This is a genomic window from Pseudomonas sp. ME-P-057 (assembly GCF_030208975.1).
Classification (GTDB): domain Bacteria; phylum Pseudomonadota; class Gammaproteobacteria; order Pseudomonadales; family Pseudomonadaceae; genus Aquipseudomonas; species Aquipseudomonas lutea.
In genome coordinates this window covers 59,291-85,150 of record NZ_JARVSX010000010.1, presented here as the reverse complement: position 1 = coordinate 85,150, position 25,860 = coordinate 59,291, and the positions used below count along the sequence as shown (strand labels likewise).

Here is a 25,860-nt window from a genome sequence, read left to right as displayed (position 1 = left end):
GCGACAAAACTTGCCCGCAAGCTTATCGGGGCGAGGAAGATTAAGGAAATATCGTTTCACAATCCAGCCCATAGGCCAGCGCTATACGCGCTGGCTTCACAGCGGCGATGATTATGCTCAGACCCTGCCGCCGCAGGAGTGTTTCAGTGAGTGTCGCCGGCCCCGCTGTGCTTCCGCCCGCGAGGCAAAGCCGGTAAGGTCGGCGCGACATCATTGACTGGAGGCACCCATGCCTGCACCCGCCCTTTCCGGCCCTCAATACCTGCGCGAAGGTCTGAAGCTGGTGCTCAGCCCCGGCCTGCGACTGTTCGTCCTGCTGCCACTGGCGATCAATCTGGTGCTGTTCAGCGCCATGATCTACTTCGCCGGCCATGAGTTCAGGCTGTGGGTGGACTCCTTCATGCCCACCCTTCCCGGCTGGCTCAGCTTTCTGAACTACATCCTGTGGCCGTTATTCGTCGTGCTTGTGGCCTTGATGGTGTTCTTCACCTTTACCATGATCGCCAACATTATTGCCGCGCCGTTCAACGGGTTCCTGTCTGAAAAGGTAGAAGTGGTCTTGCGCGGGACGGACGACTTCCCGGCGTTCAGCTGGGGCGAACTAATCGAAATGATCCCGCGCACCCTGAGCCGTGAAATGCGCAAGCTTGGCTACTTTCTGCCCCGTGCCATCGGGCTGTTCATCCTCTCGTGGATTCCGGTGGTGAACTTGATCGCTGCGCCGCTGTGGCTGATGTTCGGCGTCTGGATGATGGCGATCCAATACATCGACTACCCCGCCGACAACCACAAGATGAGCTGGCAGGACATGCTCGCCTGGCTTCGCGCCAAGCGTTGGCAAAGCATGAGTTTTGGCGGGATCGTTTATCTGGTGCTGCTGATCCCGGTGGTCAACATCCTGATGATGCCGGCCGCAGTCGCGGGCGCGACTTTGTTTTGGGTGAGGGAACGCGGGGCGGAGACGTTGGCGGAGCGGCTTCGCTGATGCAGAGAAAAGGCCTCGTTTGAGGCCTTTTTGGTACGCACGCTTTTTTAAATGGTCGACCAGCGCTCTGGACATCCGGGGTTACCGCCGACTACTGGACTTATCTGAGCGGGCCAGTTCCCGGCAATCTGGCTTGCATCACGTCAAACTACACGACCCAGCTTCGGCCTTCAGCCGAGAATGTCGGGCGGCTCAAACGCCGTGCCGCTTGCGATCTGTGTAGGGGAATTCCCTATCTCCATTAGGACGCGTCCGGTTCGTGTTTTCCCTATGGAATGACACTTCGAAAAGCTTCATCTTCGCCCGCTTCAGCCCCTTCCATGGATGAGTTGATCGGATCTTTATGGGCCGGTCGGGGGCGCATTTCCTGTCAGGGACGCTCGCTCATGCTCACCAATTTGCCGCCTTTCTTCGATCACAGTCGCCATAAACTTGTTGTTCATCGCTTGCCAATTGCGCTTGACGTTTTAGCGTTTGAGGGAGAGGAGCGGCTGAGCCAGCCGTTTGTTGAGCGCGTGGGATGGGGCAAAGGTAAATATCTCAAAGCTGACCTTCCTAAAGAGATGTATATCCGCTGGCAATCGCTGGTTGAACCGCAGATTTATCACGCCCGTATTGATATGCCGGAGTCGATTAGGAAACTTATGCTTAAAGGAGAGAGAACCTTTTGCCGTGCCGATGCGAAATGGATCACCGATTACCGCAAAGCCATCGTCATAGGCCTGGCACCGGGCGGCATTGTAAAAGTTTGGGTAACAGGACCTTGCTTGTCTCCCATTGAGGTGACGAGGGTGCAGGCCAAGATAGACCCAACCGGGCCTAATGATGGCTTATCAGACGGAAAATTCGTTCAGCCATCGGCTGAGTCTAAAGCCTATGTCGAGAAATTCGGCATTCCATATGGTTCGCGGTGAATAGTCGCGCTGATACTCCGCTACCAAAATCGATCGCCAGCAACTCAAAGAACTATTCTCCTCAGCGCTTGAGCGCGCGACATATGAAAGGGATGTATGAATCTACTCAAGTTAAGACGCAGTTTTAATTCCAAACCCTGCCTTATCGTTCTCCTGTGGATAGTCGCGACCTGCACACGCGCTGAAACCCAAGCGTTGGAAGGACGATATTACCTGCACGGCGTGATGGAAATGGCTGCTGGATTGCAGTTGGAAAAAGACGGAACATTCACGGCGGGAGTCGAATATGGAAGTGCCAGTGGCTTTGCGAAAGGGCTCTGGTCTGTCGAGGACGACGTCCTGACGTTAGAAAGCGAACCCAATCTTCGACCCGCTCATGAGCTTGCCTTCGACTCATTCCGGGAGCGGCCGAAGAGTGCACTTTTGGAATACGCCATCCAGAATAAATACGCTCCATTGGATTTCTGGCCGAGTCACTACATTTTGGAAATGCGTTACGCTCGTTATCGTGAGCCTCCTCGCATCAAGCCGGAGTTCGTTCACGTCCAATTTGACCATGGGCCCGCTGCCTCTATGAAGCTCACCGCTGACCCATCGTCCCGTGCAATGCTTCACTACGATCTCAACAGGACAATCACAAAAATAGGGCTAAGCACTTCTCAAATGGCCGCCCCAACACGCTGGTTCGACGTAGCACCCAGTAGCCGCATGTTTAATTTTTGGTGGAAAAAACCAACAAACCAGCCGATCACATACACAGAACCTGATGAGTTTACCTTAGCTGAGGCTCATCGAAGGCTCGATGAGCAGGATGCTAATCAAATCGACACTCACTACTTGGTTGAAGTCTTTCATTACGACCCGATGAAACCGCCTCCCATTAAGCCGATGATGGTGTATTGGCAATTCAAGGACGGATCGACCCTATCGAATGTCTGGACGGACTCGACTCAAGAACGGATAGCCCTGCCCTACCAGGCCAACAAAGAACTGGAGAAAGTTGGCGTGGGCATGCAGGGCTCGACCGAGGCCATCGAATGGTTTGAGGTTACCCCGGAGGCGAGGTGGTTAATCGTAGAGTGGGACGCCAAGCCCAACCCGGCATACGGAGAGTTATCGGATCTGTTTCAGTATCTGCAACTTGAGGTCACTCCCGGCTGCCTGTCTTTGGAGATAGGCGGCAGCACAGGTTGCTTCCGACCTGGGTGACCCAGCGCGACCTGCTTGGGATGCCACACGCAAGGATGCGGCGCTGGCAGAGCGGTTTCGCTGATGCAGAGAAAAGGCCTCGATTGAGGCCTTTCTTGTGTGAGTGCAGGATCTACCAGTGTAGCTACTCGCTCATCTGGCTAAAGGCCACGGCTGGAGAAATACATTCTGATAGATTCAATCATGACAACGATAATTATCACAACTGCCCAGCACATTAAGCCCAGCATCGCCCATATACCTTCACCGAAGGTAGAACCACACTTGCAGCTTCCTTCGGCGTCGCGGTTCAGCTGGTTAATGAACGACTGCACTCTGAGCATGATCAGGAACTGTGCGAACGTCGAAATGACGGATATCCCTAACGGGATAAGTCCAAGGCCTGCCGAAGCGCCACCTCTCAAGCCTGCTGCGATGCCATGGACAAACACGACAAGGGACGGCGCCAGCGCGAGGAGAATCATGGCTACCGCAAGCGCGCCCCAATAAGGCACCCCTCGCTGCCCTTTTTCTTTAAGCAACGCGTCCACTTTGCCAAACATGGACGGCACAAAAAACAACGAGAAAATCGCACGCGGGACCGGCCAGATCGGTTTCGCCGAATACGCTTTGTAACGCGACCAGTTTTTGTAATACCAGTAGAGCCCGTACAGCCCGCAGGTGATCAGCATCATCACCGTCAGCTTGATCAGCGACACGGTATAAAACGGTGGGCCGCTTGTAGGCAAAGCCGTCAGGTCGGCAGCAGGTGGCGCATTGAATTGCTCGGACACAGCGTTTCCTCCAGAAGTTGAGGCGACGCATGCTAAAGGTGGAAACACTCTTTTAATCAACCCGGGAAAAATCAGGACGATTCCTACGACGGTATTCGCCACGTCCCACAGCCTTCCTGTTTAACCATGGACATGCCCACTCCGGGCGAGCATTTGCCGACCCTTTTGTACCAATCGGCATAACCATCCCGAGGAGTTACACGCCCATGGAATCCACACCGAGCACTCCGATCAAAACAATCACCAGCCCTGGCTCCTCCCTGATGGACAGGCGTACGAAGCCGGAACCCAATGCCCCCGCCTTCATGCAAGCACTGGCTCAGGCCACCCAGCCGTTCGTTTCACAGACCCTCAAGGCTGAAGCCGCGAACCTTGCCAGGCCCAGCGAGCCCCGCTCGCCCCTGCAACTCATCAGCCTGAACCCGGTGCAGACCCATTACGAGCCAGCGCCGGCCGCCTTCGAGCGCATCGGTGGGTCACGGCTGGTGCCATTCACCGTCGGCGAGTGACACGTCCGGTAGCCCGCAGCCTTGCTCGAACCCGACCGCTCTGGATCGTCTTATCAAATGGTCAGGCTCGAGCGAAGCCATATTGCTTCTGGTTGGTCATTTGCGGTCACAAATCCATCACCCAACGGCCACACAAGCGCAATGCTGTGCTCGGAAACTGCTGGCATGAGTAAATCCCTGCACATCACTCTGATCACCGAGACCTATGCGCCCGAGATCAACGGCGTGGCCAACACGCTCAGTCGCCTTTGCGATGGCTTGCGCGTGCGCGGGCATCGGGTCGAGGTGATCCGGCCGCGGCAAAACGACGATGGGCTGCGCGCGGCGGAAGCCGATTTGATGCTATGCCGCGGCTGGCCCATACCGGGGTATCCGGGGCTGCAGTGGGGACAGTCGTCGATGCACAAGTTGCTGCGCCGCTGGCAGCGCAATCGCCCCGACGTGCTGTATATCGCGACGGAAGGGCCGCTGGGGCTTTCGGCGCTGCGGGCGGCACGCCGGCTTGGGATTGCCATCGTCAGCGGCTTCCATACCAATTTCCAGCAATATACGCGGCAGTACGGGCTGAGTTTCCTGACCCGGCTGATGACCACCTATTTGAGATGGTTTCACAACCGCTCCAGCGCGACGCTGGTGCCCAGCTTCACCCAGAAGACCGAGCTTGAACGACGGGGCTTTGAACGCCTTGAATTGCTCTCGCGCGGTGTGGACTGCCAATTGTTTCACCCCTCGAAACGTTCGAGCGCCCTGCGCGAAAGCTGGGGACTGGAAACGGGGGATACGGCGGTGCTGCACGTGGGTCGGCTGGCTGCGGAAAAGAATCTCGGCCTGCTGAAGCCCACCTTCGACGCTCTGGTCAGCACTTACCCCGAGAAGAATCTCAAGCTGGTGATCGTCGGCGACGGACCGGTCAGGTCAATGCTGGAGGGCCAGCTCCCCGATGCCATCTTTTGCGGCACACAGCGCGGCGATGCGCTGGCGGCCCACTACGCATCGTGCGACCTTTTTCTGTTTCCCAGCCTGACCGAGACGTTCGGCAACGTGGTGCTGGAGGCCCTGGCGTCCGGCCTGGGCGTGGTGGCCTACGACGAGGCCGCAGCGGCGCAGCACATCCACCACGGCCATAACGGCGCGGTGGCGATGCCAGGCGATGAGGAAGGCTTCATTGATGCGGCCCGATGGATGCTGGAGGATGACGAAACCTTGCGTCGGGTTAGGCTCAACGCCCGCCAGCATGCCAGCCGCCAGGGTTGGGCCGGGATTATCGACGCTTTCGAAAACTACCTGCGAGTGGCGTGCGAGACTCCGCATGGAGTAATTTTGGGCGTTTGATCGTCCACCGTGTGCTGTGCGTGATACAGGTGGGAGTGATCTCGCTCACTCCCACGGCAAGGTCCGATGCCGATGACTCTCTTAAGCAACACCGGACCGGTTGGGCACTGACCCTCAGTCCAGTCGAGTCAACGCCTCACGACTGAACGGCAGGATGTCGTGCTCGCGCCCTTCTCTTACCTTTAAAGCCCAGTCCGGGTCGACCAGCAGCGCCCGGCCCACCGCTACCAAATCAAATTCCTCGTCGCCCAGACGCTTGAGCAGATTTTCCAGGCTCGCTGGCTGTGCGACCTTGTCGGTGTTGACCATGAACTGCAGAAACTCTCCATCCAGGCCTACGCTGCCCACGGTGATGGTCGGTTTGCCCGTGAGCTTGCGCGTCCAGCCAGCGAGATTAAGCTCTGAGCCTTCAAATTCGGGCTCCCAGAAACGCCGTGTAGAACAGTGGAATATATCGACGCCCGCCTCAGACAGCGGCTTGAGGAACGCGTCGAGCTCCTCCACGGTTTGCACCAGGCGTGCGCTGTAGTCCTGCTGCTTCCATTGCGAATAGCGAAAGATGATCGGGTAATCCGGCCCGACGGCTTCGCGCACGGCCTGGATCAGCTCAATGGCGAAGCGCGAGCGATGGGCAAGATCACCCCCATACTCGTCGGTGCGCTGGTTGGAGCCCTCCCAAAAGAACTGATCGACCAGATAGCCATGGGCGCCGTGAATTTCCACCCCGTCCATGCCGATGGCCTTGGCATCCTTTGCTGCCTGGGCGAACGCCGAGATGACCTCGGTGATGTCTTCTTTGCTCATGCCGTGAACAACGACTTTTCCATCCTTGAGCTTCTCGGTCGGACCATAGGCGGGCACCGCTCCGTCGGGCTCGGTGCCAAGGCGACGTACAGCGCCCACGTGCCAGAGCTGAGGCACTATCTTGCCTCCCTCCTCATGGACGACCTCGACCACTTTGCGCCAGCCATCGAGTGCATCCGCGCCAAAGAACCTTGGCACGTTGGGGTAGCCATTCGACGCCTTGTGCCCCACCGTCGTGCCCTCCGTGATGATCAAACCCACACCCGCAGCCGCGCGGCGGCGGTAGTAATCGATCACCTTTGAATTGGGCACCCCGCCCGGTGAAAACGAGCGAGTCATCGGCGCCATCACGACGCGCGTCGGCAGCTCGAGGCTGCCCAGATGGAAGGGTTTGAAGAGGGCTTGAACGGGCATGCGGGCTTCCTCGGCGTCCGAAAATATGATGAAGGTCATACAGGATGGGCCGAACTGCCGCAGATACGAAGCACTATTGACTGGGGTGATTAAGGGTCAAAAGAGGGACGCAATGCCCGATCAGGGCAATGCTTTTTCGATGGCAGCGATGACCTTGGGATCGTCAGGCGTCGTGCGAGGAGAGAAACGGGCAAGCACTCGGCCGTCCTGGCCTACCAGAAATTTCTCGAAATTCCATGTGATATCACCCGGAAACTCCGCACCTTCTCCCGCCAGCATTTGATACAGACGATCGCGGTGAGGACCGTTGACATCAACCTTGTCACCCAAAGGGAACGTTACGCCATAGTTCAGGGAGCAAAACGTCTGAATCTCCTCCTGAGTCCCAGGCTCCTGACCAGCGAACTGGTTGCACGGGAGCCCGAGAACGCTGAAGCCTCGGTCCTTGTATTTCTGGTACAGGAGTTCGAGCGCTGCATATTGAGGCGTAAGGCCACATTTGGAGGCGACATTCACCACCAGAACCACTTTGCCCTTTAGCGGCGCGAGGGGTAGCTCCTGGCCATCCAGAGCCTTCAACTTCAGCTCGTGAAATACACTCATGAAAACTCCCCTGGAACCTGTTTACCGAAAAAAGCGCCCTGACAGACTGCGAAAACCGCTGTTTTCACAAGACCGCGAGGACGCCTGGCCAGCTCAATCAGCTTAGCAGGACAATCAGTGGTGGTGACCACCTTCGCCATGCACGTGACCGTGCGCCAGTTCTTCTTCGCTAGCATCACGGATGGCAACGATTTTGACATCGAAGTTCAGGCGTTGGCCGGCCAATGGGTGGTTGCCATCGACTGTCACATCGTCGCCGTCCAGATCGCGGATAGTCACGATCTGCATCTGGCCGTCGGGCGCGGAAGCATGAAACTGCATGCCGACTTCCAGCTCGTCGACGCCTTCGAACATGCTGCGGTTAAGCGTGCTGACCAGTTCGGCGGAGTACTCGCCGTAGGCGTCTTCCGGCTCGATGGACACTTTCAGTTCGTCGCCGACATCCTTGCCATCCAGCGCCTTTTCCAGACCCGGGATGATGTTGCCTGCGCCTTGCAGGTAAACCAGCGGCGCGCCGCCGGCAGAACTGTCGATGACCTCACCAGCGTCATTGGTCAGGGTATAGTCAATGGAGACAGCCTTGTTGGCGGCGATCGGCATGGGGCGAGACCTTTTGCAAATAGAGATGAGCGAACAAGTCTAACCAAGCAATCGCGCGAAAGCGAACGCAACTCAGACGGACGGCCCCGATTGGAATCCCTCAAAGCCCCCTCCGCCCAACCAACCATTACCGGGTTTCATCAGGACCTGGACGGCCATTGGGTCGTCGAACTGTCCTGCGGTCACACCCAGCATTTACGCCACGACCCGCCATGGCAATCCCGCCCCTGGGTGCTTGATGCCGAGCAGCGTCTGGCAACTATCGGTCAATGCTTTCGCTGCGGCTGGTGCGCGCCAGGCCCGGTTAACGATAACCTTGTGCCCCGATGAGACGCTGCGACTGAACAGCGTCCTGGTTTATCCGGTCCGATGGCTGAACTCATAGCGCCACGCCCTTTGCACTGCTCATTTTCGAGAAGCCCGCATGCAGACTTTCTTTATCGCGCCCACAGACTTTGGTGTGGGCTTGACGTCCATCAGCCTGGGGCTGGTTCGCACCCTGGAGCGCGCCGGACTCAAGGTCGGTTTTTTCAAGCCGATTGCCCAGCCTCATCCAGGCGATCTGGGCCCGGAGCGCTCGACCGAGCTGATTGCCCGCACGCACGGACTCAAGCCGCCCAAGCCATTAGGGCTTGCTCACGTCGAGCGCCGACTTGGCGAGGGCCAGCTCGACGAGCTGCTCGAAGAGATCATCAAGCTGTATCAGGAAGCCTCGATCGGTCGGGATGTATTGATCGTCGAAGGTATGGTGCCGACACGCAGCGCGAGCTACGCGGCACGGGTCAACCTGCACATGGCCAAGGCGCTGGATGCGGAAGTCATCCTGGTGTCAGCCCCGGAAAACGAGGTGCTGACCGAGCTCTCCGGACGCGTCGAGCTTCAGGCGCAGATGTTTGGCGGACCGAAGGACCCTAAAGTGCTCGGTGTGATCCTGAACAAGGTGCGCACAGATGAAAGCATGGAAACCTTTTCGGCGCGGCTCAAGGAGCACTCCCCGCTGTTGCGCAGCGGCGACTTCCGCCTACTCGGCTGCATTCCGTTTCAGGCGGACCTGAACGCACCGCGCACCCGCGATGTGGCGGATCTGCTTGGGGCTCAGGTCATCAATGCCGGCGATTATGAACAGCGCCGGATGTCCAAGATCATCATTTGCGCACGTACGGTGCTTAACACGCTGCAGCTGCTCAAGCCCGGCGTGCTCGTGGTGACGCCGGGCGATCGCGACGACATCATTCTGGCCGTGAGTCTGGCGACGCTCAATGGCGTCCCTCTGGCCGGGCTGTTGCTGACCAGCGATACCCTGCCTGACCCACGAATCATGGATCTGTGCCGGGGCGCGTTGCAGGCAGGTCTGCCGGTGCTCTCCGTGAGCACGGGCTCCTATGACACCGCCACGCAGCTCAACCAGCTGAACAAGGAAATCCCCATCGATGACCGCGAGCGCGCGGAGATCATCACCGATTTCGTGGCCAGCCATCTGGATGCCAACTGGCTGCATCAGCGCTGCGGGACGCCGCGGGAAATGCGCCTGTCGCCGGCGGTGTTCCGCTATCAGTTGATACAGCGCGCCCAAGCGGCTAACAAGCGGATCGTGCTGCCCGAAGGTGCCGAGCCTTTGACCGTACAGGCTGCAGCGATCTGTCAGGCCCGTGGCATTGCGCGATGCGTGCTGCTGGCCAAGCCTGAAGAGGTGAACGCAGTCGCCCGGGCCCACGGTATCGAGCTGCCCCAAGGCCTTGAAATTCTCGATCCGGACCAGATACGCGAGCGTTATGTGGCGCCGATGGTCGAGCTGCGCCGCAGCAAAAACCTCAATGCGCCGATGGCTGAACAGCAACTGGAAGACCCGGTAGTCATCGGCACCATGATGCTGGCCCTCGACGAAGTGGACGGGCTGGTGTCAGGGGTTGTTCATTCCACCGCCAATACCATTCGGCCGGCCCTGCAACTGATCAAGACAGCGCCGGGCTGCACGCTGGTGTCGTCGGTCTTCTTCATGCTGTTTCCCGAGCAAGTGCTGGTGTATGGCGACTGCATCATGAACCCGCACCCGACAGCCACCGAACTGGCGGAGATTGCCGTGCAGAGCGCCGACTCCGCTGTCGCGTTCGGCCTGTCGCCGCGCGTGGCGATGATCAGCTATTCCAGCGGTAATTCGGCCAGTGGCGAAGAAGTGGAAAAAGTCCGCGAAGCCACGCAGTTGGCGCGGGAGACCCAGCGTGGTCTGTTGATCGACGGGCCGTTGCAGTACGACGCCGCAGCCAACGAACAAGTGGCCCGGCAACTGGCCCCGGACAGCCCGGTGGCGGGTCGCGCCAACGTGTTCGTGTTTCCCGACCTGAACACCGGCAACACGACCTACAAGGCGGTGCAGCGCAGCGCGGATTGCGTCAGTCTCGGTCCGATGCTGCAAGGCTTGCGCAAGCCAGTCAACGATCTGCCGCGTGGCGCTCTGGTTGACGATATCGTCTATACCATCGCGCTCACGGCGATCCAGGCGGCCACCCTGCCGCAATGACGCCGCGCTGCAATATCGTTTGCCCATAATCAACCCGCCGGATCCGACCGGCGGCCGACCCCACCCGGAGTTCGATTTACATGGATTTCCTGCCCGCCCCTTTGCGCGGCGTCATTGCCTCGCTGCTGTTGGCGCTCAACACGATCATCTGCTGCACGCCATTGTTCATCGTGGCCATCTTCAAACTCTGCCTGCCCTTCCCGGCTGCGCAAAAATTCACGGACTGGATGATGAGCCACATCCACGAGGCGTGGATCAGCAACAACAATGCCTGGATGAACCTGCTCGGTCATACCCGCTGGCATTTGAGCGGACTGGAGGAGCTGGATTATCAGCATTCGTACTTGGTGACGAGCAATCACCAAAGCTGGGTCGACATCATGGTGCTCCAGTACGTGCTCAACCGACGCATTCGCCCGCTCAAATTCTTTCTCAAACAAGAGTTGATCTGGGTACCGGTGATTGGACTCGCCTGGTGGGCGCTGGGCTTTCCGTTCATGAAGCGATACAGCAAGGCGTACCTGGCCAAACACCCCGAAAAGAAGGGCAAGGACCTGGCGACCACGCGACGCACGTGCGCGAAGTTCCGCAACAATCCGGTGGGCATTTTCAACTTCGTTGAGGGCACCCGTTTTACCGCAGGCAAACATGCGCAGCAGAACTCGCCTTTCCGCCACCTGCTCAAGCCCAAGGCGGGCGGCATCGCTTTCGTGCTGGACGCCATGGGCGAACAACTGGAATCCATCGTCAACGTGACCATTCATTACCCGGCCGGTCGGCCAGGGTACTGGGACTTGCTGTGCGGCAACGTTCGAGAAGTGGTCGCCCATTTCGAGGAGGTGCAGATTCCGCCGCAGTTCATTGGCAAAAGCTACGATCAGGACGATGCCTATCGCCTGGAATTCCAGCAGTGGATCAACGCGCTGTGGGAAGAGAAAGATGCCCTGCTCACGCAGATGCACGCGCAGTATCCGGGTCAGGCCCGTTAACACTTAAAACAAAAACCCCGGCGCAATGGCCGGGGTTTTTTGATGCTGCGTTAACACTTACTGCTGTTGCTGGTATTGCTGGCCTGGAATCGGCTTGAGGTTGACCTCGACGCGACGGTTCTGGGCACGTCCATTGACGTCAGCGTTGCTGGCGATGGGCGAGTCGGGACCGGCGCCGCGCACCGACAAGTGAGCCGCATCAACCCCTTGGGATGTCAGATACGTCGCTACGCTCTGAGCGCGCTGCTGTGACAGGTCCATGTTGTGCTGGCGGCTGCCGGTGCTGTCGGTGTAGCCGACGATTTCGATCATGTTCTGGTTGTACTGCTTCAGCGAGCCCGCGAGATTATTGAGCGGCGAGTAGAAGCTGCTGGCGATGGCTGAAGAGTCGGTGGCAAACGTGATGTTGCCCGGCATCACCAGTTTGATGTTGTCGCCTTCACGCTGAACTTCAACGCCGGTGTTGGCCATGCTGGCGCGCAGCGCGGCTTCCTGTTTATCAGCGTAATAGCCGTAACCGGCCGAAGCAGCACCCACCACGGCGGCGCCGATCAATGCACCTTTGCCACGGTGGTTATGGTCAATGGCAGCACCGGCGACGGCGCCCGCCAAGGCACCCAGCCCACCGTACTTGGCGGTCTTGCTCACGCCACCTGAGTTCTGCGCCTGCCCCTGGTTGTCATAAGGGTTCTGCGTTGCGCAGCCAGAAAGCACGGTAAATGCGGTGGCAGCGATGATCAAACGGCGAAAGGTCAACATCAAGGAGAGCTCCTGTTTTGCTTTTCTACGGCCAACAACAAAGGCCGATGATTTCGCCGATTAGAGCACGGTCCAGGTCAAAAATTCCTTAACACGGGCTGAACCGCAGAGCGCACGGCCGGAACAATATTTTCTTTAGTTAATAATTGAAAAATATATAGCCCGATTTAATGTGCTGTTCATCGCATTTTTCGATTGGCGAACAGTCTCATCCGCTTGAGTTACTTCAGTAACACCCTGATTTTCATCACTATCCACCCAAGTGAGCCGCCATTACCACCTGCTACCGGGTGGTTTTATTTATCCCGTCCTTTCCTATACTGGCGTTGCGCAAGCACAGGAAAGCGCAGTGATAAAGCAACCCACAAAATATGCTCTCACTTTCAAGCAAGGCAGCGCAGTCCTTACGCGCAAGAGCTCAATTTATGCTAAGAAAAATCCCGGTATCGGACCTCACGCTGGGCATGTACATCCACGAGTTCTGCCGTCCTCGCGTCAATGATCCTTTCTGGACCGCGCACGTCGAGCGCGAACTTGATGACGATGCCGTACTGCGGCAGATACAGGCATCGACCCGTGAGGTCTGGATCGACACCCGACTGGGCAAAAGCCCCGTCGCCAGCCAGCAGGCTGAACAGGTCGTGGATGAATGTCCCGACCCTGTCAGTACTGCTCCGTGCAGCCTGGAAGTGGAGATGGCCCGCGCGCGCCTGATCTGTGGCCGCGCAAAGGCAGCCGTGATGACCATGTTCAGCGACGCCCGTATGGGCCGGGCGATGAACACCGAGGATGTCGATTTGTTGGTCGAGGAGATTTCGACATCCGTCATGCGTCACCCCCACGCGCTCATCAGCCTGTCGCGCCTCAAGACAACCGATGAGTACACCTACATGCACTCAGTGGCGGTGTGCGCACTGATGGTGGCGCTGGCTCGGCAGATGGACCTGGATGAAGACCAGGTACGTGAGGCAGGGGTCGCCGGGCTAATGCATGACGTCGGCAAAATGATGATCGATTCGGCCATTCTCAATAAGCCGGATCGCCTGACCTACGAAGAGTACGAGGTCATGAAACACCATCCTCAGGCCGGCCTGGAGATTCTTCAGGGCTGCGAGCGCGTGACACGACTGGTAATGGACGTGTGCCTTCATCATCACGAAAAGGTCGACGGAAGCGGTTATCCCCATGGCCTGAAAGGTGACGAGATCAGTTTGCTCGCCAAGATGGGCGCGATCTGTGACGTATATGACGCCGTAACGTCGGACCGGCCCTATAAAAAGGGCTGGGACGCAGCGCACTCCGTACGCGAAATGGCCTCCTGGAAAGGCCACTTTGACGTGACGATTTTTCAGCACTTCGTCAAAACCGTGGGGATTTACCCCGTCGGCGCGCTGGTTCGGCTGAAAAGCGAACGCCTGGGCGTGGTGGTCGAACAGGACGAAACCTCCCTGTTGCACCCAAAAGTGAAGGTGTTTTTATCCACCCGGACCAGGATGCCCTTTGAGCCTGAGATCATCAATCTGGCCAGTCCGGCAGTCCAGGACGGCATCGTCAAATTCGAGCTGGCTGAAGACTGGGGCCTGCTGGACGTCAACAGCATGTGGGCGGGTCAGCCCGCAGCCTGATCCGCGGGCCGATCCCGCCGGCGTACCTCCCCATCAGGGAACGGTAGGCGCAGGCCTGCGTCGCAGCGGGATGATGCCGACCTGCATGCCGAAGGGCGTGAACACCGCATTGAGTGTCTGTAAGGTGGGATTGCCCTCGTCCTGCTCCAGCTGGCGCAGAGTGCGGAGGGATATCTTGCACATTTGAGCGAACTGCTCCTGACGCAACCCGGTTATTTCGGTTCGAAGCCGTTTCACTGCGTGGCCCATCGAGACGGTCCCGTCCAGAAGCTGGGCCCGAAGCTCATCAAGGATGAGTCCGCGTTGGCGTATCTCGTCGCTCACAGCAAACCCCACTGCTTGAGGGTTGCATCGAGCCGCGCCAGCATGATGCGTGGGTGATTGAATGTCTTCTGCGGCAATCCGATTTCACTCAGCAGATCAGGCAATGCCCGTAAACGTTGGCAGTCAGCCCGAAGTCCTTCAAACAGTTCCTCCGGCTCTACCCAGGCAGACAATGCCCGGCACGCTTCGCGCCAGTCCACTTCACCGGCACGTTCGATGGGGCTGGGCCACTTGGTGGTGCGAGTTACGCCTTCATCATCCATGACCATGGGCGCCAGATCATAAATAGGCGCCAGGGAAAGGCGCTGCTGATCGCGCAGGATCGACGTATTGCGCCCATGGTTGTCGCTGTTCCCGAGAATCTGATTGACCAGGTCGCGGCGCAGGTATTCCGACACCAGTTGCGGAATATCCTTTTGCTGACCGTTTGCTGACCACGCATCAGCCAGCACACTCACCGCCTGAACGTGTGTCATGTATGCACCGGGACGGGTGATATCTGCCAGGGAGTAAACCGACTCCACCGCCAGCCTTTGCACGCCGCCCCCGACCAAGCTGCGGTCAAAGCGCTGCATCCACAGGCTGGGCTTGCGGGCTTCTTCAAGCGTCATGCCTTCGCACGGTACGGTCCGCTCACCCAAGCGCTGCAGCGCCTGGTAGTAGCAAAACTCGCTTCTAAGAATGGTGCGATCGGTATCGTTGCCCTTATTTCGCGAAAACTTCACGAACCAGTGCTGGCGGACGTCGCTGTCCGGGAGCGCTGCATCCGGGTGCAGCCGCTCTTCTGAGTCCTCCACCAGCAGCAGTTTGGGCGCCTCACCCCCTGCTCCCGTTGCCCCCCCCACGGCTGCGCCTTGTTCGTACGCATATTCCAGAAAGCGGCTGTCCCGAGCGACCACTTCGGCCCGGTCAAAACCGATGCTGCTGGCCTGAGACAGGGCTTCGAAAGACTCCTTGATGCGCATATGCCCGACGGGGGCTGGCGTACAGCGCTGTAACAGCACCAGATCGGCCGGGTAATTTTCACCGCCCGGCAACGCAAGACGCGCCAGCAAAAAACGGCGGGCCGCGCCCGCAGGAATAATGTCGTGCAGGAAGGCCGGCAATCCAGCAGTTCTGAATAGATCCCAGCCCAGTGGTACTCGAGCGCTCACAGAGGGCGAAGTCGGACGCGCAAGGGCATTCAGGTGGTCCACCAGAAACGCCTGCTCGTAGGCAAAGCTGCACGGGCTGTCCAGCCCGGCCTCAGGCTTATCGACATCGATACGCATCGCGTCATGCCAGTGGCCTGCCAGGTGGAGTTGGAGGGTCAGCTGCATAAAAGCTGCTCGGCAATTTAATGCCTAAACAATAGGACCTGAGAATGAAAAAGGCAATTTAATACCTAAAAATGCTGTGAAATGATGTTAGTCGGCAATTTAATGCCGAATTCTCAATTCAATAATCCCATCTCCTGTGCCCGTGCCACTGCCTGAGTCCGTCGTTCCACCCCGAGTTTGCTGTTGATGTGGCTGGCGTGGGTTTTGACAGTGTGCAGGGAGATAAACAGGCGCTCGCTGATTTCCTGATTCGAACACCCCTGCGCGATCAGCTGCAGCACGCCAAGCTCCCGGGCGCTCAGGCTGTCGCTGCCGTGGCAGGTTCCCGGCTCACTGATCACCCCAAGGCACAGTGGACCATCGCTGTGAGCGGAAAGCGGAAGTTGCTGCAGCAGGTAGTCGACCAGGCGGCACGATGGCCGTTTGCACAATTGCTCGCGCAGCCACTCGGGGTGACGGCTGATCAATCGCTGGAATGGCAAGACTGCCCCGCCCGTTGCGAGTTGAAGACTCTGCACAAAAAGGGCCTCGGCCTCAGGCGCGCGTGATGAGTCAAGCAACAGCAGGAGGTGTTGGCTGAGGGCATTAAGGCCGAGCAACCCGGCGCCAACCCCTTCGGCATACTGCCGAAGTGTCTGAAGGCGTGCGATGGCTTCATCCGTGCGCCCTTGAATGTGGTCGAGAACGGCCCGAAGCGTCTCGATCTGTTGCGGCAATTGCGGCGAGCATTCGGGCGCCGCGGCGGGTTGGTCACCGCCATAGGTCTGGCCCAATCGCAGCAGCCAGGCATCGGCAAGGTCGATGCGGCCCTGAGCCAGCCAGAGCTCACATTTGGCCAGGGTAATCATTGCCAGGTAGTAAACCGGCGGGACATCCCAGATGTGCATCAGCCGTTCGGCCTCGGCCAGCTCGGCGAAAGCCTGCGCATATCGCCCCTCGCGCCCTTCCATGCCGGCAATCACGCAATGCCCGATCAGCACACTGATGTCTCGGCAGGCGCGCGCTTCGGCCAGCCCGGCATCAAGCCGCTCGCGCCCCGCTTCTGGCTGCAGAAATTGCACCAGCAGATAACCTTCGTACAACGTCAGCCTCGCGCGTACGGCGTACAGCCGCTGAGTGGACAAACCGTTGAGACGGCGCAAGCCCTGGCGCACTTCCTCCATCGAACGAAGCGTCTCGCCCCGAGCCTGCAAGGTGCGGGCACGATCATAGTGCGCCAGTGCCTCGAACAGCGGATTCGCCACCCGCTGCGCCAACTCCAGTGCGTCACGGTTCAGCGCCCTGGCGCCCCATGAATCTCCTTCGGCGATGGCCAGATTGGCCAGTGTCGAAAGACACAGCAGCCGTTGGCCATAACGCCTGGGAGGCAGACTGGCCAGCGCTTCGCCGCAGTATCGACGGGCTTTTTCGCTGTCACCGCGGCCCCGGGCGATGATGCCGCTCAGCGCCAGCCATTGCGCCAGCATGGAATTTTGAGCCGTCGCAGACGGCGCTGGCAGGAAGCGACTGAGATGATTGCCCAGCTCCTCGGCCGCATCCAACTGACACGCCAGACCCAGCGCCCAGGCATACAGCACGATCAGACGCGGCGTACTGACCAGCAGGCTGTCGGGCAAATCCATTTTCCAGCGCAACAGCATGCCGACGTTCTGTTCGGCCAGCAGTTGCTCTTCGGAAAGGTTCTGCACCAGATTGGCCGCCACATCCAGATGCCCTGCACGCAGCGCCTGCTCGATGGCCTCATCAAGCAAACCCTGTTCGCTAAACCAGCGGCAGGCGTTCAGATGCACCCTGCGTTGCTGTGGTGTCACGTTGTTTCCGGCACGCGCGCGCAGCAAATCGGAGAACAGGTGGTGATAGCGGAACCAGCGACCGTGCTCGTCCAGCGGGACTAAAAAAACCTGATGCGCTTTCAGGTAATCCAACATCTGGACGCTGTCGTGGCTGTCCCGCGCTGCATCGCACAAGGCACTGCTAAAGCGCTCAAGGCAGGCGGTTTCATAAAGGAATGCCTGTACGTCTGCCGGTAAACAGTCGATTACTTCCTCGAGAAGGTAGTCACGGATCAGTCCCTCGCCGCCATTAAGCTCCTGAGTCAGCGCGTTGCTGCCAGCCTCGTGCGCCGCCAGCAGCCAGAATCGCAAGCCGGCCACCCAGCCCTCGCTGCGTTGAAGCAGTGCGCGCAATGCCCCATCGCTCAAGGAATTTCGCTGCTGATCCAGCACGGCCAGCGATTCATCGTCGGTCAGCCGCAGATCCTGCTCGGACAGTTCAAGCAATTGACGTGACAGGCGCAGTCGCGCGAGGTGCCACTCGGGCCGCTGACGGCTGGTGACCAAAATGTTCATGCCCGCAGGCAGGTGGTTGAGGAGAAACTGCAGGCATCGGTCCAGGACGGGGCCCTGTACCAGGTGATAGTCATCGAGCACCAGCAACAGCGGCTTGCTCAACATCAGGTGCATCGCCAGCTCATCCAGCAAACCGTCCAGCCATTCTTCAAAAGCAAAAGGCTGATGGCGCTGACGCATTTTGAGAAGGCCCAGGGCCTGGCCACCCAACTGAGGAAAAAACTGCTGCAGCCCACTGAGAAGCCGTTCAAGAAACCGGCCCGGGTCGCTGTCTCGATGGCTCAGGCCGAGCCAGAGATTCTGCCACTGAGCGGGCAGACTCTCGCAAAACTCCACCGCCAGCGAGCTTTTGCCGAACCCGGCCGGCGCACTGATCAGCAACAACCGCCCTGACAAACCGGCACTCAGCCGCTCGCACAATCGAGGCCTCGATACGTAGCCTTCAGGCAGCGGCGGACGGAAGAAACGGCCTTCCAACGCAGTGACTGCGTGATTTGCGAATCCTTGCAAACGCGACAGATCAGTCATGGCCGGCTCTTGTTGGAGTGCTTGTTGTTCGGCGTTCAGATGTCGGGAGACTAGCGGCTATGGACAGCCTTTAGAACAGTGTTAGACGAAAGACTGTAAGAAAACATATCCAATCAACAGGGCGAATGTCGGTTTATATGTCTGAGGGCGGGTGTTTGCGATGGCGGGGGTAGAGGGGCAGCGCGGTGGGCGGATTAAAAAACACCCCGACCGCTTGGGGTGTTTCCTTTCTGCTCCATGGGGTTCAGCCATAGGGTGAAACAGCGGAGGACTTCAGTGCGCTGCAGCTGTGATCAACATTGCACGCTCTCCGCTCATTCAGTCAGCCCTTAGCGCACGCCGTCCTGGCGCAGTGCGTTGGGCGAGAAGTCGCTGGCGGTGGCCGTGAAACCGAAGTCGTAGGCTTTCTTCTCCTCGTTCTTCATGCCCAGCGCCAGATAGCGACCCGACTGCAGGTCGTACAGGGTTTCCAGGGCATACCACGGCACTTGTTTGTCGTAGTAGTTCTCGGCATGAGCTTCCGCCACGCGCCACAGTTGGCCACGACCGTCGTAGTGATCAATGACCGACGCCTGCCAGGTGTCTTCGTCGATGAAGAAATCACGCTTGGCGTAGATGTGGCGTTGGCCTTCTTTCAGCGTGGCGGTGACGTGCCAGACCCGACGCAGTTCATAGCGCGCCAGATCCTGATTGATATGGCCAGCCTTGATGATGTCGGCGTATTTCAACTTCGGATCGTCGAGCTTGTAGCTGTCGGACGCGATGTACAGCTCCTGCTTGCCGATCAGCTTCCAGTCGTAGCGGTCAGGCGCGCCGTTGAACATGTCGAGGTTGTCGGAGGTGCGCAGCCCATCGGCGGCAGTACCCGGCCCGTCGTACGACACCTGAGGGGCGCGGCGCACCCGACGTTGACCGGCGTTGTACACCCAGGCCGCACGAGGCTCTTTGACCTGATCAAGAGTTTCGTGAACCAGCAGCACGGACCCCGCCAGACGCGCCGGCGCAGTCACTTCCTGCTTGAAGTAGAACAGGATGTTGCCCGGATTCTTCGGATCGAAATCCTTCATCTTGTCGCGGAATACAAACTCGTCGTGGAAATACACCGGGTTGAACGAGCCGTTGGTCTGCGGCGTCGCCTGGGTCACCAGCCGCGAGACGCTGCCGCCACGGTAGCGCGTGATGTGGTTCCAGATCACTTCGAGGCCGTCTTTTGGAATCGGAAACGGCACCGCAGTCTCGAAGTTCTCCAGCCCGTTGCCGCCGCCGACCAGCTTACTGTTGGTGGCGTTCTTCTTGATCGAGGCGAACACCTCGGCCGGCACGGTCGCGCCGCGATGAGAGGGGTAAACCGGCATTTTGAAGGAGTCCGGGTAACGCTTGAACATCGCGTACTGGCCCGGGGCAAGCTTGTCCTTGTACTGGTCCACGTTCTGCGCGGTGATGGTGAACAGTGGCTTTTCGTTGGCATAAGGGTTGGCGAGGAAGCCTTTAGCATCCACGGCACCCGCATTGGTCGGCATCGGGCTCCAGGCCGGAATGGTATTGGCGGCGTTCCCGGCCCTCTCGGCTCCCATCGGGGTCAGCGTGGTGCCCAGCTTGGCGGCTTCGGCGTCAGACACCGCAGCCATTACGCTGGTCGCCAACAACGACAGCCCCAGCACGCCAACCTGCAACAGACCCTTCGTGATTTTCATTTTCATAATTGTCCTTAGAAGTTCATGCCGAAGCTGAGGGCCACAAAGTCGCGGTCATCCACAGTGGTGTACTTGCCGTCGAAGAAGTTGGTGTAGGAAAGGTTCGCGGTGTAAGTGTTCTGGTACTCGGCGTCGAGGCCCAGACTGACCGCTTTGCGACCTTCCTCGAAATTACCGCCGGGGCCTGGCGAGTAGCCGTCGACGTCGTGGGACCAAGCCACGCTTGGGCGCAGGTTTACGCCGGCGAAGACGTTGTTGTAATCCCAGATGGCACGGGCGCGATAACCCCACGAATCGGTAGTAGTAAAGCCTTCGTTCTCGCAGTAACGACTGAGGTTGTTCTGCGCGGCAGTGCCCAGGGTGCTGGCGTTGAGGGTTGTGCACTGCCCACCCGGCAGCGGACCAGGCCCGTAACTCGGGTCGCGGCCATAACGCAGCTTGGAAGTGCTTTCCAGACCACCGACGTGGGTCCAGCCCACCTCACCCACCACGGTCAGCCGTTCGGCGCCCATCACCTGATCGAAGAAGTGCGTGAAGGTTGTCTGCGCCTGGCTGATCTCCTTGCGGCGATAGCCTTTCTGATCCTGGCCTGGCGCGCCTTGCAGCAGCGCAACGTTCGGATTCAACGGCGTGAGCCCGGAGAAGAGAATGTCGGTGGTGTTCAGCTGCACCGGTGCGTTCGGGCGGTAGCTGAGTTCGCCGCTCCAGGCCGTGCCGGTGGGCAAGGTGGTGGAGAAGCTCAGGCCGAACAGGTGGATGTCTTCCGGGTATTCGACGTAGTAACTAGAGTTGCCGGCGACCACCACAGGCAGCAGGGTCGGAGCAAGACTCGCCGCAACACCGCGAGGGACTCCGTTGCTTGCCAAACCTCCGACCAGGCCCGCTGCGCTGTAAGCACTGGCCGGCCCACCCTTGCCGCTGAAGATCGGCAGACGGCTGTGGTAATTCATGTAGTAAGCGCCAAACTCGGTGTCCAGCGGCTCGAAGTTGTAGTGCATGGCGAGGCCGTACTGGCCACTGTCCCGCGCATCGCGATCAGGGCCGCGAGCGACCACTGCACCCTCGTCAGGATTGCCAAAGGTCACGCCGCGCGCTGCCAGCGTTCTTTGAACAGGGCCACGCAACGCGGCAGGCAGAGCGCCATTGAGGCTATTGCGGGTACGCAGCACCGCCAGGTTGCTGTTGCAGCCATCCGCGATCACGTCCGGCTGCGAGAAGAAAGTCCCGCAGTTGTCGACGACAGTCTGATCCCATTCCAGCTGGTAGAAACCCTCTGCCGAAAGGTTTTCGGTCAGGCTTTGCGACAGGTAAAACATGTTGACCGGGATCAGGCCTTCCTTGATCTCCGAGCCTGGACGACGGAACGCGGACACGTCGACCGGGTTGATGCTGTTGATGCCGCCCTGGATGAACGTACTTTCACCCCAACTGACGACTTGCTTGCCGAGACGCACCGAACCCGGCTCATCAGCGATGGAATAGTTGTGGTACACGAATGCGTCGAGCAGTTCGAAACCTGAAGATTTGGCGCCTTCCTTGCGGCCCGAGTCACTGATGTCCTTGAACTCGCGGCCTTCATCCTTGAGTTCAAAGTCGTACCAGTACTTGCCTCGCAGGAACACGCCAGTGTCGCCGTACTTCAACTCGAGATCGTGGATGCCCTTGAAGATCTTGGAAAAGGTCTCGCCTTTCTTGAAATTCAGGTGACCGTCGTCGGACGTTTGTGAAAGGCCATGCCCACCGTTGTTGGAGCCGATGAGGTTCTTGTTGGCATTCTCGGTGGACCAGCTAGCGCCTACAGAGAGCGACGAGTCGAAGTTGCCTTCGATTTCCCCGATATTGAAGCTGACGCCGAACGCAGGACCGGCGAGCGTGGAAGCGAGGCTGACGGCCAGGGGCAATTTCGCCCGGCGCCAGAACAGGTTTGCTGATGTCATCGACGCTACTCCATGTGCTTTTATTTTTATGGCAGTGGGTGCTCTCAGAAACGACTCAGGCGGACGGGCCGCAGTGCCTGGTGTCAACGCCGGTCGGGCAGCCAATCAACTGCGAAACGAGCCATGCGCTTTTTTCCGGTACCTACCGCCGACTATAGCCAGCAGGTGCTACTGCTTGATCCCTCTAAAGTGTGATTTACAGCGTCAACGCTTCTGCCGCGCCGATCGCGCACTGGCAGTTCACAACCCGTAGGGAGCATGGCCGAAAAAGAAGGATTGGCAAGGAAGACGCCGGGATAGAGCCTTCGCGGCACATTTTCATGGGACGACGCCGATAAAAATGGCCGCGAGCAGGAGCGTCAGAGCGTAGAGAGGAAGGTGCTGTTGCTGGCCTGCCACTGGAGGATGTTCAGGCGTATCTGCTTTTTGTCGAGCTTGCCGACACTGGTCTTGGGAATTTCGGTAACAAGGGCGATCTGACTTGGAATCGCCCACTTGTTGATGTGCCCCTGCTCGACATACGGCTTGAGATGTTCCTTCAGTGTCCGGGCATCAAGAACATGACCCTCGCGAACGACCAGCAGTGCGAACGGCCGCTCCCCCCACTGAGGATCGGCCACACCCACCACCGCGACTTCACGCACTCCGGGATGGCGGCTGCAGAGATCCTCCAGTTGCAGAGAAGACACCCACTCCCCGCCGGTCTTGATGACATCCTTGATGCGGTCGCGGATGTCGATCCCGCCCATGCTGTCCAGCGTTGCCACGTCACCGGTGTGCAACCAGCCTCCTGCCCACAGCTCGGCGCCCTTCTCCGGCTCGCGGAAATAACCTTCACTCAACCACGGCGCGCGCAGCACCAGTTCACCCTGGGTTTCGCCATCGGAAGGGAGGAAATTACCTTCGCCATCGACAATCGCCGCCTCGACCAGCACACCCGGTGCCCCGGCCCTGAGTCTATACGTGGTGCGTTCATCTTCACCCGCGGCCATCAGGTCATCGTTGATATGCGCCACCGAGACCAGAGGCCCGGTCTCGGACATGCCATAAGCCGCCGACAGCTGAATGCCCCTGGCCTTGGCCGCTTCGTACAGCGAACGATTGAGCGAGCTGCCGCCGATGATGATGTTCCAGCCGGTGAAGTCCATGCCTTCAGCAGACCTGGCGTTGAGCACCATCTGCATGATGGTCGGCACGCAGTGGGAAAACGTGACGTTCTCTTTCTGCCACAGCGCTACCAGCAGTTCAGGGTCGTAACGGCCGGGGTAGACCTGCTTGACCCCGAGCATCGTCGCGGCATAGGGCACGCCCCACGCGTGAACGTGGAACATGGGCGTGATCGGCATGTAGACCTTGTCCCCGCCGAGCATGCCCTCGACACTGCCCAAAATCGTCGCGATCGCCAGGGTGTGCAGCACCAACTGGCGGTGGGTGAAATACACGCCCTTGGGATTTCCGGTCGTGCCCGTGGTGTAGAACGTGGTCGCCACCGAGTTTTCGTCGAAGTCCTCGAACTCGTAGTGCGGACTCGCCGCAGCCAGCAAAGCCTCGTATTCGCCGAAAAGATCAGGCAGGTCAGCGGACTTGTCGTCAGCGTCTGTGAGCAGAACGGTTTTTTCCACCGTCGTCAGCTGACCGGCAATGGCGTTGTACAGAGGAGCGAATTCGCTGTTGACCAGGACGACCTTGTCCTCGGCGTGGTTCATGGTGAACAGGATCTGCTCGGGGGACAAACGCACGTTGACGGTGTGAACGACGGCACCAATCATCGGGATCGCAAACATGCATTCCAGGTACCGATGGCTGTCCCAGTCCATCACCGCTACCGTGTCTCCGGCCTTGACCCCTGCTGCAGTGAGCGCACCGGCGAGCCTGCAGATGCGCTCGTTGAGCATTTGGTAGGTAAAGCGCGAATGATCCCGGTAGACGATCTCACGGGTCTTTTCGTAACGCGCGCCGGACAGGAGCAGTCGCTTGATCAACAAAGGGTATTGGTAAGCGCCTTCGGCGGGCGGAATCACGCGGGTGTGCAGCATAGGAATCCCTTGTCACGGTGCAGTGGGGGGCTGGAACTATGCACTCTAGAGCCTTGGGGCGTCGATTAAATCAGCCGAAGGGATGAATCGTGTCAGCGCACGTCACCGAGTCCATGCGGTATGGGGTTATCTGCCAAAGGATATAAAAACAAGACCAAACGCGGAGGGATCGTCTGCGTTTGGTCTTTCGGGCAGTCAGTCGGCCATTACATCCTCAAGGGGCAAGACTGGCCGACGTTCTCGGCTCTGTCAGGTAAGGCCCGATTGCGGAGGCATATTCAGCCACCGCAGTATCAATCTGTTGCTTCAGCACGACGGTGGCGCGCTCGACTTCCACCATCGCCAATGGACCTGGAACAAAAAGTAAATGGCGAAGCGCTTGGCTGTCAGCAAGGTCATCTTCTGGCTCACCTCTTGCGTCGGAGCGCGTTTGTGGAACGGGCTCCTTGGTAACCGCTACTAGCTCTGTCGCCAGTCGGGCTTCTCGCAACGCTGATTCTTGGGCTCGCTGATTAATCAGTGCTTGAGCCTGGGAGCTGCTGAAGTAACACTGTGTAATGAGCCATTGATAAATTCCTTTTAAATAAATATGAAGATGCCCAATTGGTAGTCAATCAGACGCCGACTTGAAACCAGCTTTACCATTAGCCGTTCTCCAGGCCTTGACTTCTTTTACTATCCCTTCCGGAGAATCATCAGCATCGGGTTTGGGGTAGTAGAACAAATCGGAGCCATCGGGGTGTTCGCCGAGGCGCTCAAAAGTCATTACCGCTTGGGTGTGCTGATACTCGGTGTTGTAGTCCACAACACAGATTTTTCTAACGAGCTCTAAAAACTCTGCTTCGGTGATGTCTTGAATCGTCTCAGTGTTCATTGTCACGTCCCTCATTACGTAAATCTCTGTGGATTGCGTCGTGGTTAGCTGGGGTATTGAGCCTTGAATTATCAACGCCGTACACATCTCCTCCCTGTGAGATTGGAACAACGTGATGTATTTCGAGTTTGACTGTAGATCGCCAGTCAATCAGACGCCGACTTGAAACCAGCTTTACCATTAGCTGCTCGCCAGGCCTTGACTTCTTTTACTATTCCTTCCGGAGAATCATCAGCATCGGGTTTGGGGTAGTAAATCAAATCGGAGCCGTCGGGATGTTCACTCAAACGTTGAAACTCTCCGATCGCTTGACCATGTTGGTATTGAGTTCTGTAATCACCACTGCATACTTTTTTAACCAATTCCAGAAATTCGTTTTCAGTCACATCTTCGATCGTGCGATTTTTCATGGACGTTCCTCATTCTTACGCATCTCTTGATGAATCCTATCGTGATGCGCCGGGGTATTGATTCCTAAATTATCGATCCCGTATACATCTCCGCCTTTTGAAATCAAGGAAATGTGATGAATTTCATACCACCTTCGTCCTTTTTTTGCTCAGCATTGGGGGCAATCGGGGCTTTACCCTGTTTGATTAAATTTATATTTCCTTCGCTCATGCCTTGGGTAATCTCTGCATGCTTTGACATCTTCCGCCAGACAGCACGCTTGAAATTTTGAAATTGAGCGTACTCCTTACCTCTCCTTTTTGTCTGTATGGCCACTACGTAACGCGCATCACTTCGCAAACAGGTAGTACATATA

Annotated in this window: 23 protein-coding genes and 2 pseudogenes; 9 read left to right on the top strand and 16 right to left on the bottom strand. The window is 58.3% G+C overall.

Features of this window, described 5'->3' with window-relative positions:
• The first annotated feature begins 229 nt into the window (after positions 1-229).
• From cysZ to QRN48_RS04105, 3 genes are all read left to right on the top strand, one after another.
• Positions 230-985 carry a sulfate transporter CysZ gene (cysZ, locus tag QRN48_RS04115; RefSeq protein WP_285349050.1) on the top strand — a complete coding sequence of 252 codons (756 nt, stop codon included), beginning with the start codon at positions 230-232 and terminating at the stop codon, positions 983-985.
• A 386-nt stretch (positions 986-1,371) separates the two neighbouring features.
• Positions 1,372-1,899 carry a DUF2931 family protein gene (locus tag QRN48_RS04110; protein ID WP_285349049.1) on the top strand — a complete coding sequence of 176 codons (528 nt, stop codon included), beginning with the start codon at positions 1,372-1,374 and terminating at the stop codon, positions 1,897-1,899.
• Positions 1,900-1,995: 96 nt separating this feature from the next.
• Positions 1,996-3,108: a hypothetical protein gene (locus QRN48_RS04105; RefSeq protein ID WP_285349047.1), complete on the top strand. Its 1,113-nt coding sequence runs from the start codon at positions 1,996-1,998 to the stop codon at positions 3,106-3,108.
• A gap of 140 nt (positions 3,109-3,248) precedes the next feature.
• On the opposite strand, the gene QRN48_RS04100 is transcribed toward QRN48_RS04105, so the two are convergent.
• On the bottom strand, positions 3,249-3,881 hold the full coding sequence (locus QRN48_RS04100; protein ID WP_191945839.1) for a DUF4234 domain-containing protein: 633 nt from the start codon (positions 3,879-3,881) through the stop codon (positions 3,249-3,251).
• A 206-nt stretch (positions 3,882-4,087) separates the two neighbouring features.
• Here QRN48_RS04100 and QRN48_RS04095 point away from each other — a divergent pair, with 206 nt between their 5' ends.
• On the top strand, positions 4,088-4,390 hold the full coding sequence (locus tag QRN48_RS04095; protein ID WP_037018361.1) for a hypothetical protein: 303 nt from the start codon (positions 4,088-4,090) through the stop codon (positions 4,388-4,390).
• 165 nt (positions 4,391-4,555) lie between these two features.
• A complete protein-coding gene (locus QRN48_RS04090; protein ID WP_037018358.1) occupies positions 4,556-5,722 on the top strand; it encodes a glycosyltransferase family 4 protein in 1,167 nt (388 codons plus the stop codon).
• A 114-nt stretch (positions 5,723-5,836) separates the two neighbouring features.
• Here QRN48_RS04090 and QRN48_RS04085 read toward each other — a convergent pair whose 3' ends face one another.
• The 3 genes from QRN48_RS04085 to QRN48_RS04075 all read right to left on the bottom strand — a co-directional run bounded on the left by QRN48_RS04085 (position 5,837) and on the right by QRN48_RS04075 (position 8,143).
• Positions 5,837-6,940: an NADH:flavin oxidoreductase gene (locus QRN48_RS04085; protein WP_285349043.1), complete on the bottom strand. Its 1,104-nt coding sequence runs from the start codon at positions 6,938-6,940 to the stop codon at positions 5,837-5,839.
• A 120-nt stretch (positions 6,941-7,060) separates the two neighbouring features.
• Positions 7,061-7,543, bottom strand: coding sequence for a glutathione peroxidase (locus tag QRN48_RS04080; protein WP_285349042.1), 483 nt, complete (start codon positions 7,541-7,543; stop codon positions 7,061-7,063).
• A gap of 114 nt (positions 7,544-7,657) precedes the next feature.
• Complete coding sequence (locus QRN48_RS04075) at positions 7,658-8,143, bottom strand: FKBP-type peptidyl-prolyl cis-trans isomerase (protein WP_037018350.1); 486 nt, start codon at positions 8,141-8,143, stop codon at positions 7,658-7,660.
• On the opposite strand from QRN48_RS04075, the pseudogene QRN48_RS04070 reads away from it, so the two are divergent.
• From QRN48_RS04070 to yihG, 3 genes and pseudogenes are all read left to right on the top strand, one after another.
• Positions 8,112-8,473: pseudogene (locus tag QRN48_RS04070) on the top strand (DUF3565 domain-containing protein). The gene QRN48_RS04075 and the pseudogene QRN48_RS04070 sit on opposite strands and share 32 nt — an antisense overlap.
• A 94-nt stretch (positions 8,474-8,567) precedes the next feature.
• Positions 8,568-10,661 carry a phosphate acetyltransferase gene (gene pta / locus QRN48_RS04065; RefSeq protein WP_191945841.1) on the top strand — a complete coding sequence of 698 codons (2,094 nt, stop codon included), beginning with the start codon at positions 8,568-8,570 and terminating at the stop codon, positions 10,659-10,661.
• An 80-nt stretch (positions 10,662-10,741) separates the two neighbouring features.
• Positions 10,742-11,650 carry a 1-acylglycerol-3-phosphate O-acyltransferase, YihG family gene (gene yihG, locus QRN48_RS04060; RefSeq protein ID WP_285349038.1) on the top strand — a complete coding sequence of 303 codons (909 nt, stop codon included), beginning with the start codon at positions 10,742-10,744 and terminating at the stop codon, positions 11,648-11,650.
• A gap of 57 nt (positions 11,651-11,707) precedes the next feature.
• On the opposite strand, the gene QRN48_RS04055 is transcribed toward yihG, so the two are convergent.
• A complete protein-coding gene (locus QRN48_RS04055) occupies positions 11,708-12,409 on the bottom strand; it encodes a YiaD family glycine zipper/OmpA-like lipoprotein (RefSeq protein WP_191945843.1) in 702 nt (233 codons plus the stop codon).
• Between the two features lie 425 nt (positions 12,410-12,834).
• Here QRN48_RS04055 and QRN48_RS04050 point away from each other — a divergent pair, with 425 nt between their 5' ends.
• Complete coding sequence (locus QRN48_RS04050) at positions 12,835-14,034, top strand: cyclic di-GMP phosphodiesterase (protein ID WP_037018343.1); 1,200 nt, start codon at positions 12,835-12,837, stop codon at positions 14,032-14,034.
• Between the two features lie 33 nt (positions 14,035-14,067).
• Here the strand turns inward: QRN48_RS04050 and QRN48_RS04045 are convergent, their stop codons facing one another.
• From QRN48_RS04045 to QRN48_RS25150, 11 genes and pseudogenes are all read right to left on the bottom strand, one after another.
• Entirely contained in the window at positions 14,068-14,358 is a 291-nt protein-coding gene (locus tag QRN48_RS04045) for a helix-turn-helix domain-containing protein (RefSeq protein ID WP_285349035.1), read from the bottom strand.
• Positions 14,355-15,677 (bottom strand): type II toxin-antitoxin system HipA family toxin, encoded by a 1,323-nt coding sequence (locus tag QRN48_RS04040; RefSeq protein WP_285349034.1) that lies wholly within the window; start codon positions 15,675-15,677, stop codon positions 14,355-14,357. Before QRN48_RS04040 ends, QRN48_RS04045 begins: the two co-directional genes overlap by 4 nt.
• Positions 15,678-15,790: 113 nt before the next feature.
• On the bottom strand, positions 15,791-18,553 hold the full coding sequence (locus tag QRN48_RS04035; protein WP_285349032.1) for a winged helix-turn-helix domain-containing protein: 2,763 nt from the start codon (positions 18,551-18,553) through the stop codon (positions 15,791-15,793).
• A gap of 329 nt (positions 18,554-18,882) precedes the next feature.
• Positions 18,883-20,247, bottom strand: coding sequence for a DUF1329 domain-containing protein (locus QRN48_RS04030; protein ID WP_285349030.1), 1,365 nt, complete (start codon positions 20,245-20,247; stop codon positions 18,883-18,885).
• A gap of 14 nt (positions 20,248-20,261) precedes the next feature.
• On the bottom strand, positions 20,262-22,184 hold the full coding sequence (locus QRN48_RS04025) for a DUF1302 domain-containing protein (RefSeq protein WP_037018333.1): 1,923 nt from the start codon (positions 22,182-22,184) through the stop codon (positions 20,262-20,264).
• 359 nt (positions 22,185-22,543) lie between these two features.
• Complete coding sequence (locus QRN48_RS04020; protein WP_285349029.1) at positions 22,544-24,220, bottom strand: fatty acid--CoA ligase; 1,677 nt, start codon at positions 24,218-24,220, stop codon at positions 22,544-22,546.
• 610 nt (positions 24,221-24,830) lie between these two features.
• Positions 24,831-25,094: a bacteriocin immunity protein gene (locus QRN48_RS04015; RefSeq protein ID WP_285349028.1), complete on the bottom strand. Its 264-nt coding sequence runs from the start codon at positions 25,092-25,094 to the stop codon at positions 24,831-24,833.
• On the bottom strand, positions 25,084-25,275 hold the full coding sequence (locus tag QRN48_RS25155) for a pyocin-S2/colicin E7-DNase domain-containing protein (RefSeq protein ID WP_350310418.1): 192 nt from the start codon (positions 25,273-25,275) through the stop codon (positions 25,084-25,086). The genes QRN48_RS04015 and QRN48_RS25155 overlap by 11 nt, the downstream gene beginning before the upstream one ends.
• Entirely contained in the window at positions 25,241-25,504 is a 264-nt protein-coding gene (locus tag QRN48_RS04010) for a bacteriocin immunity protein (RefSeq protein ID WP_285349027.1), read from the bottom strand. Before QRN48_RS04010 ends, QRN48_RS25155 begins: the two co-directional genes overlap by 35 nt.
• Positions 25,501-25,632 (bottom strand): annotated as a pseudogene (locus QRN48_RS25270) (pyocin-S2/colicin E7-DNase domain-containing protein); the annotation flags it as partial. The pseudogene QRN48_RS25270 and the gene QRN48_RS04010, both read right to left, overlap by 4 nt.
• Positions 25,608-25,820 carry a pyocin-S2/colicin E7-DNase domain-containing protein gene (locus tag QRN48_RS25150; protein ID WP_502944563.1) on the bottom strand — a complete coding sequence of 71 codons (213 nt, stop codon included), beginning with the start codon at positions 25,818-25,820 and terminating at the stop codon, positions 25,608-25,610. The pseudogene QRN48_RS25270 and the gene QRN48_RS25150, both read right to left, overlap by 25 nt.
• Positions 25,821-25,860 lie beyond the last annotated feature (40 nt).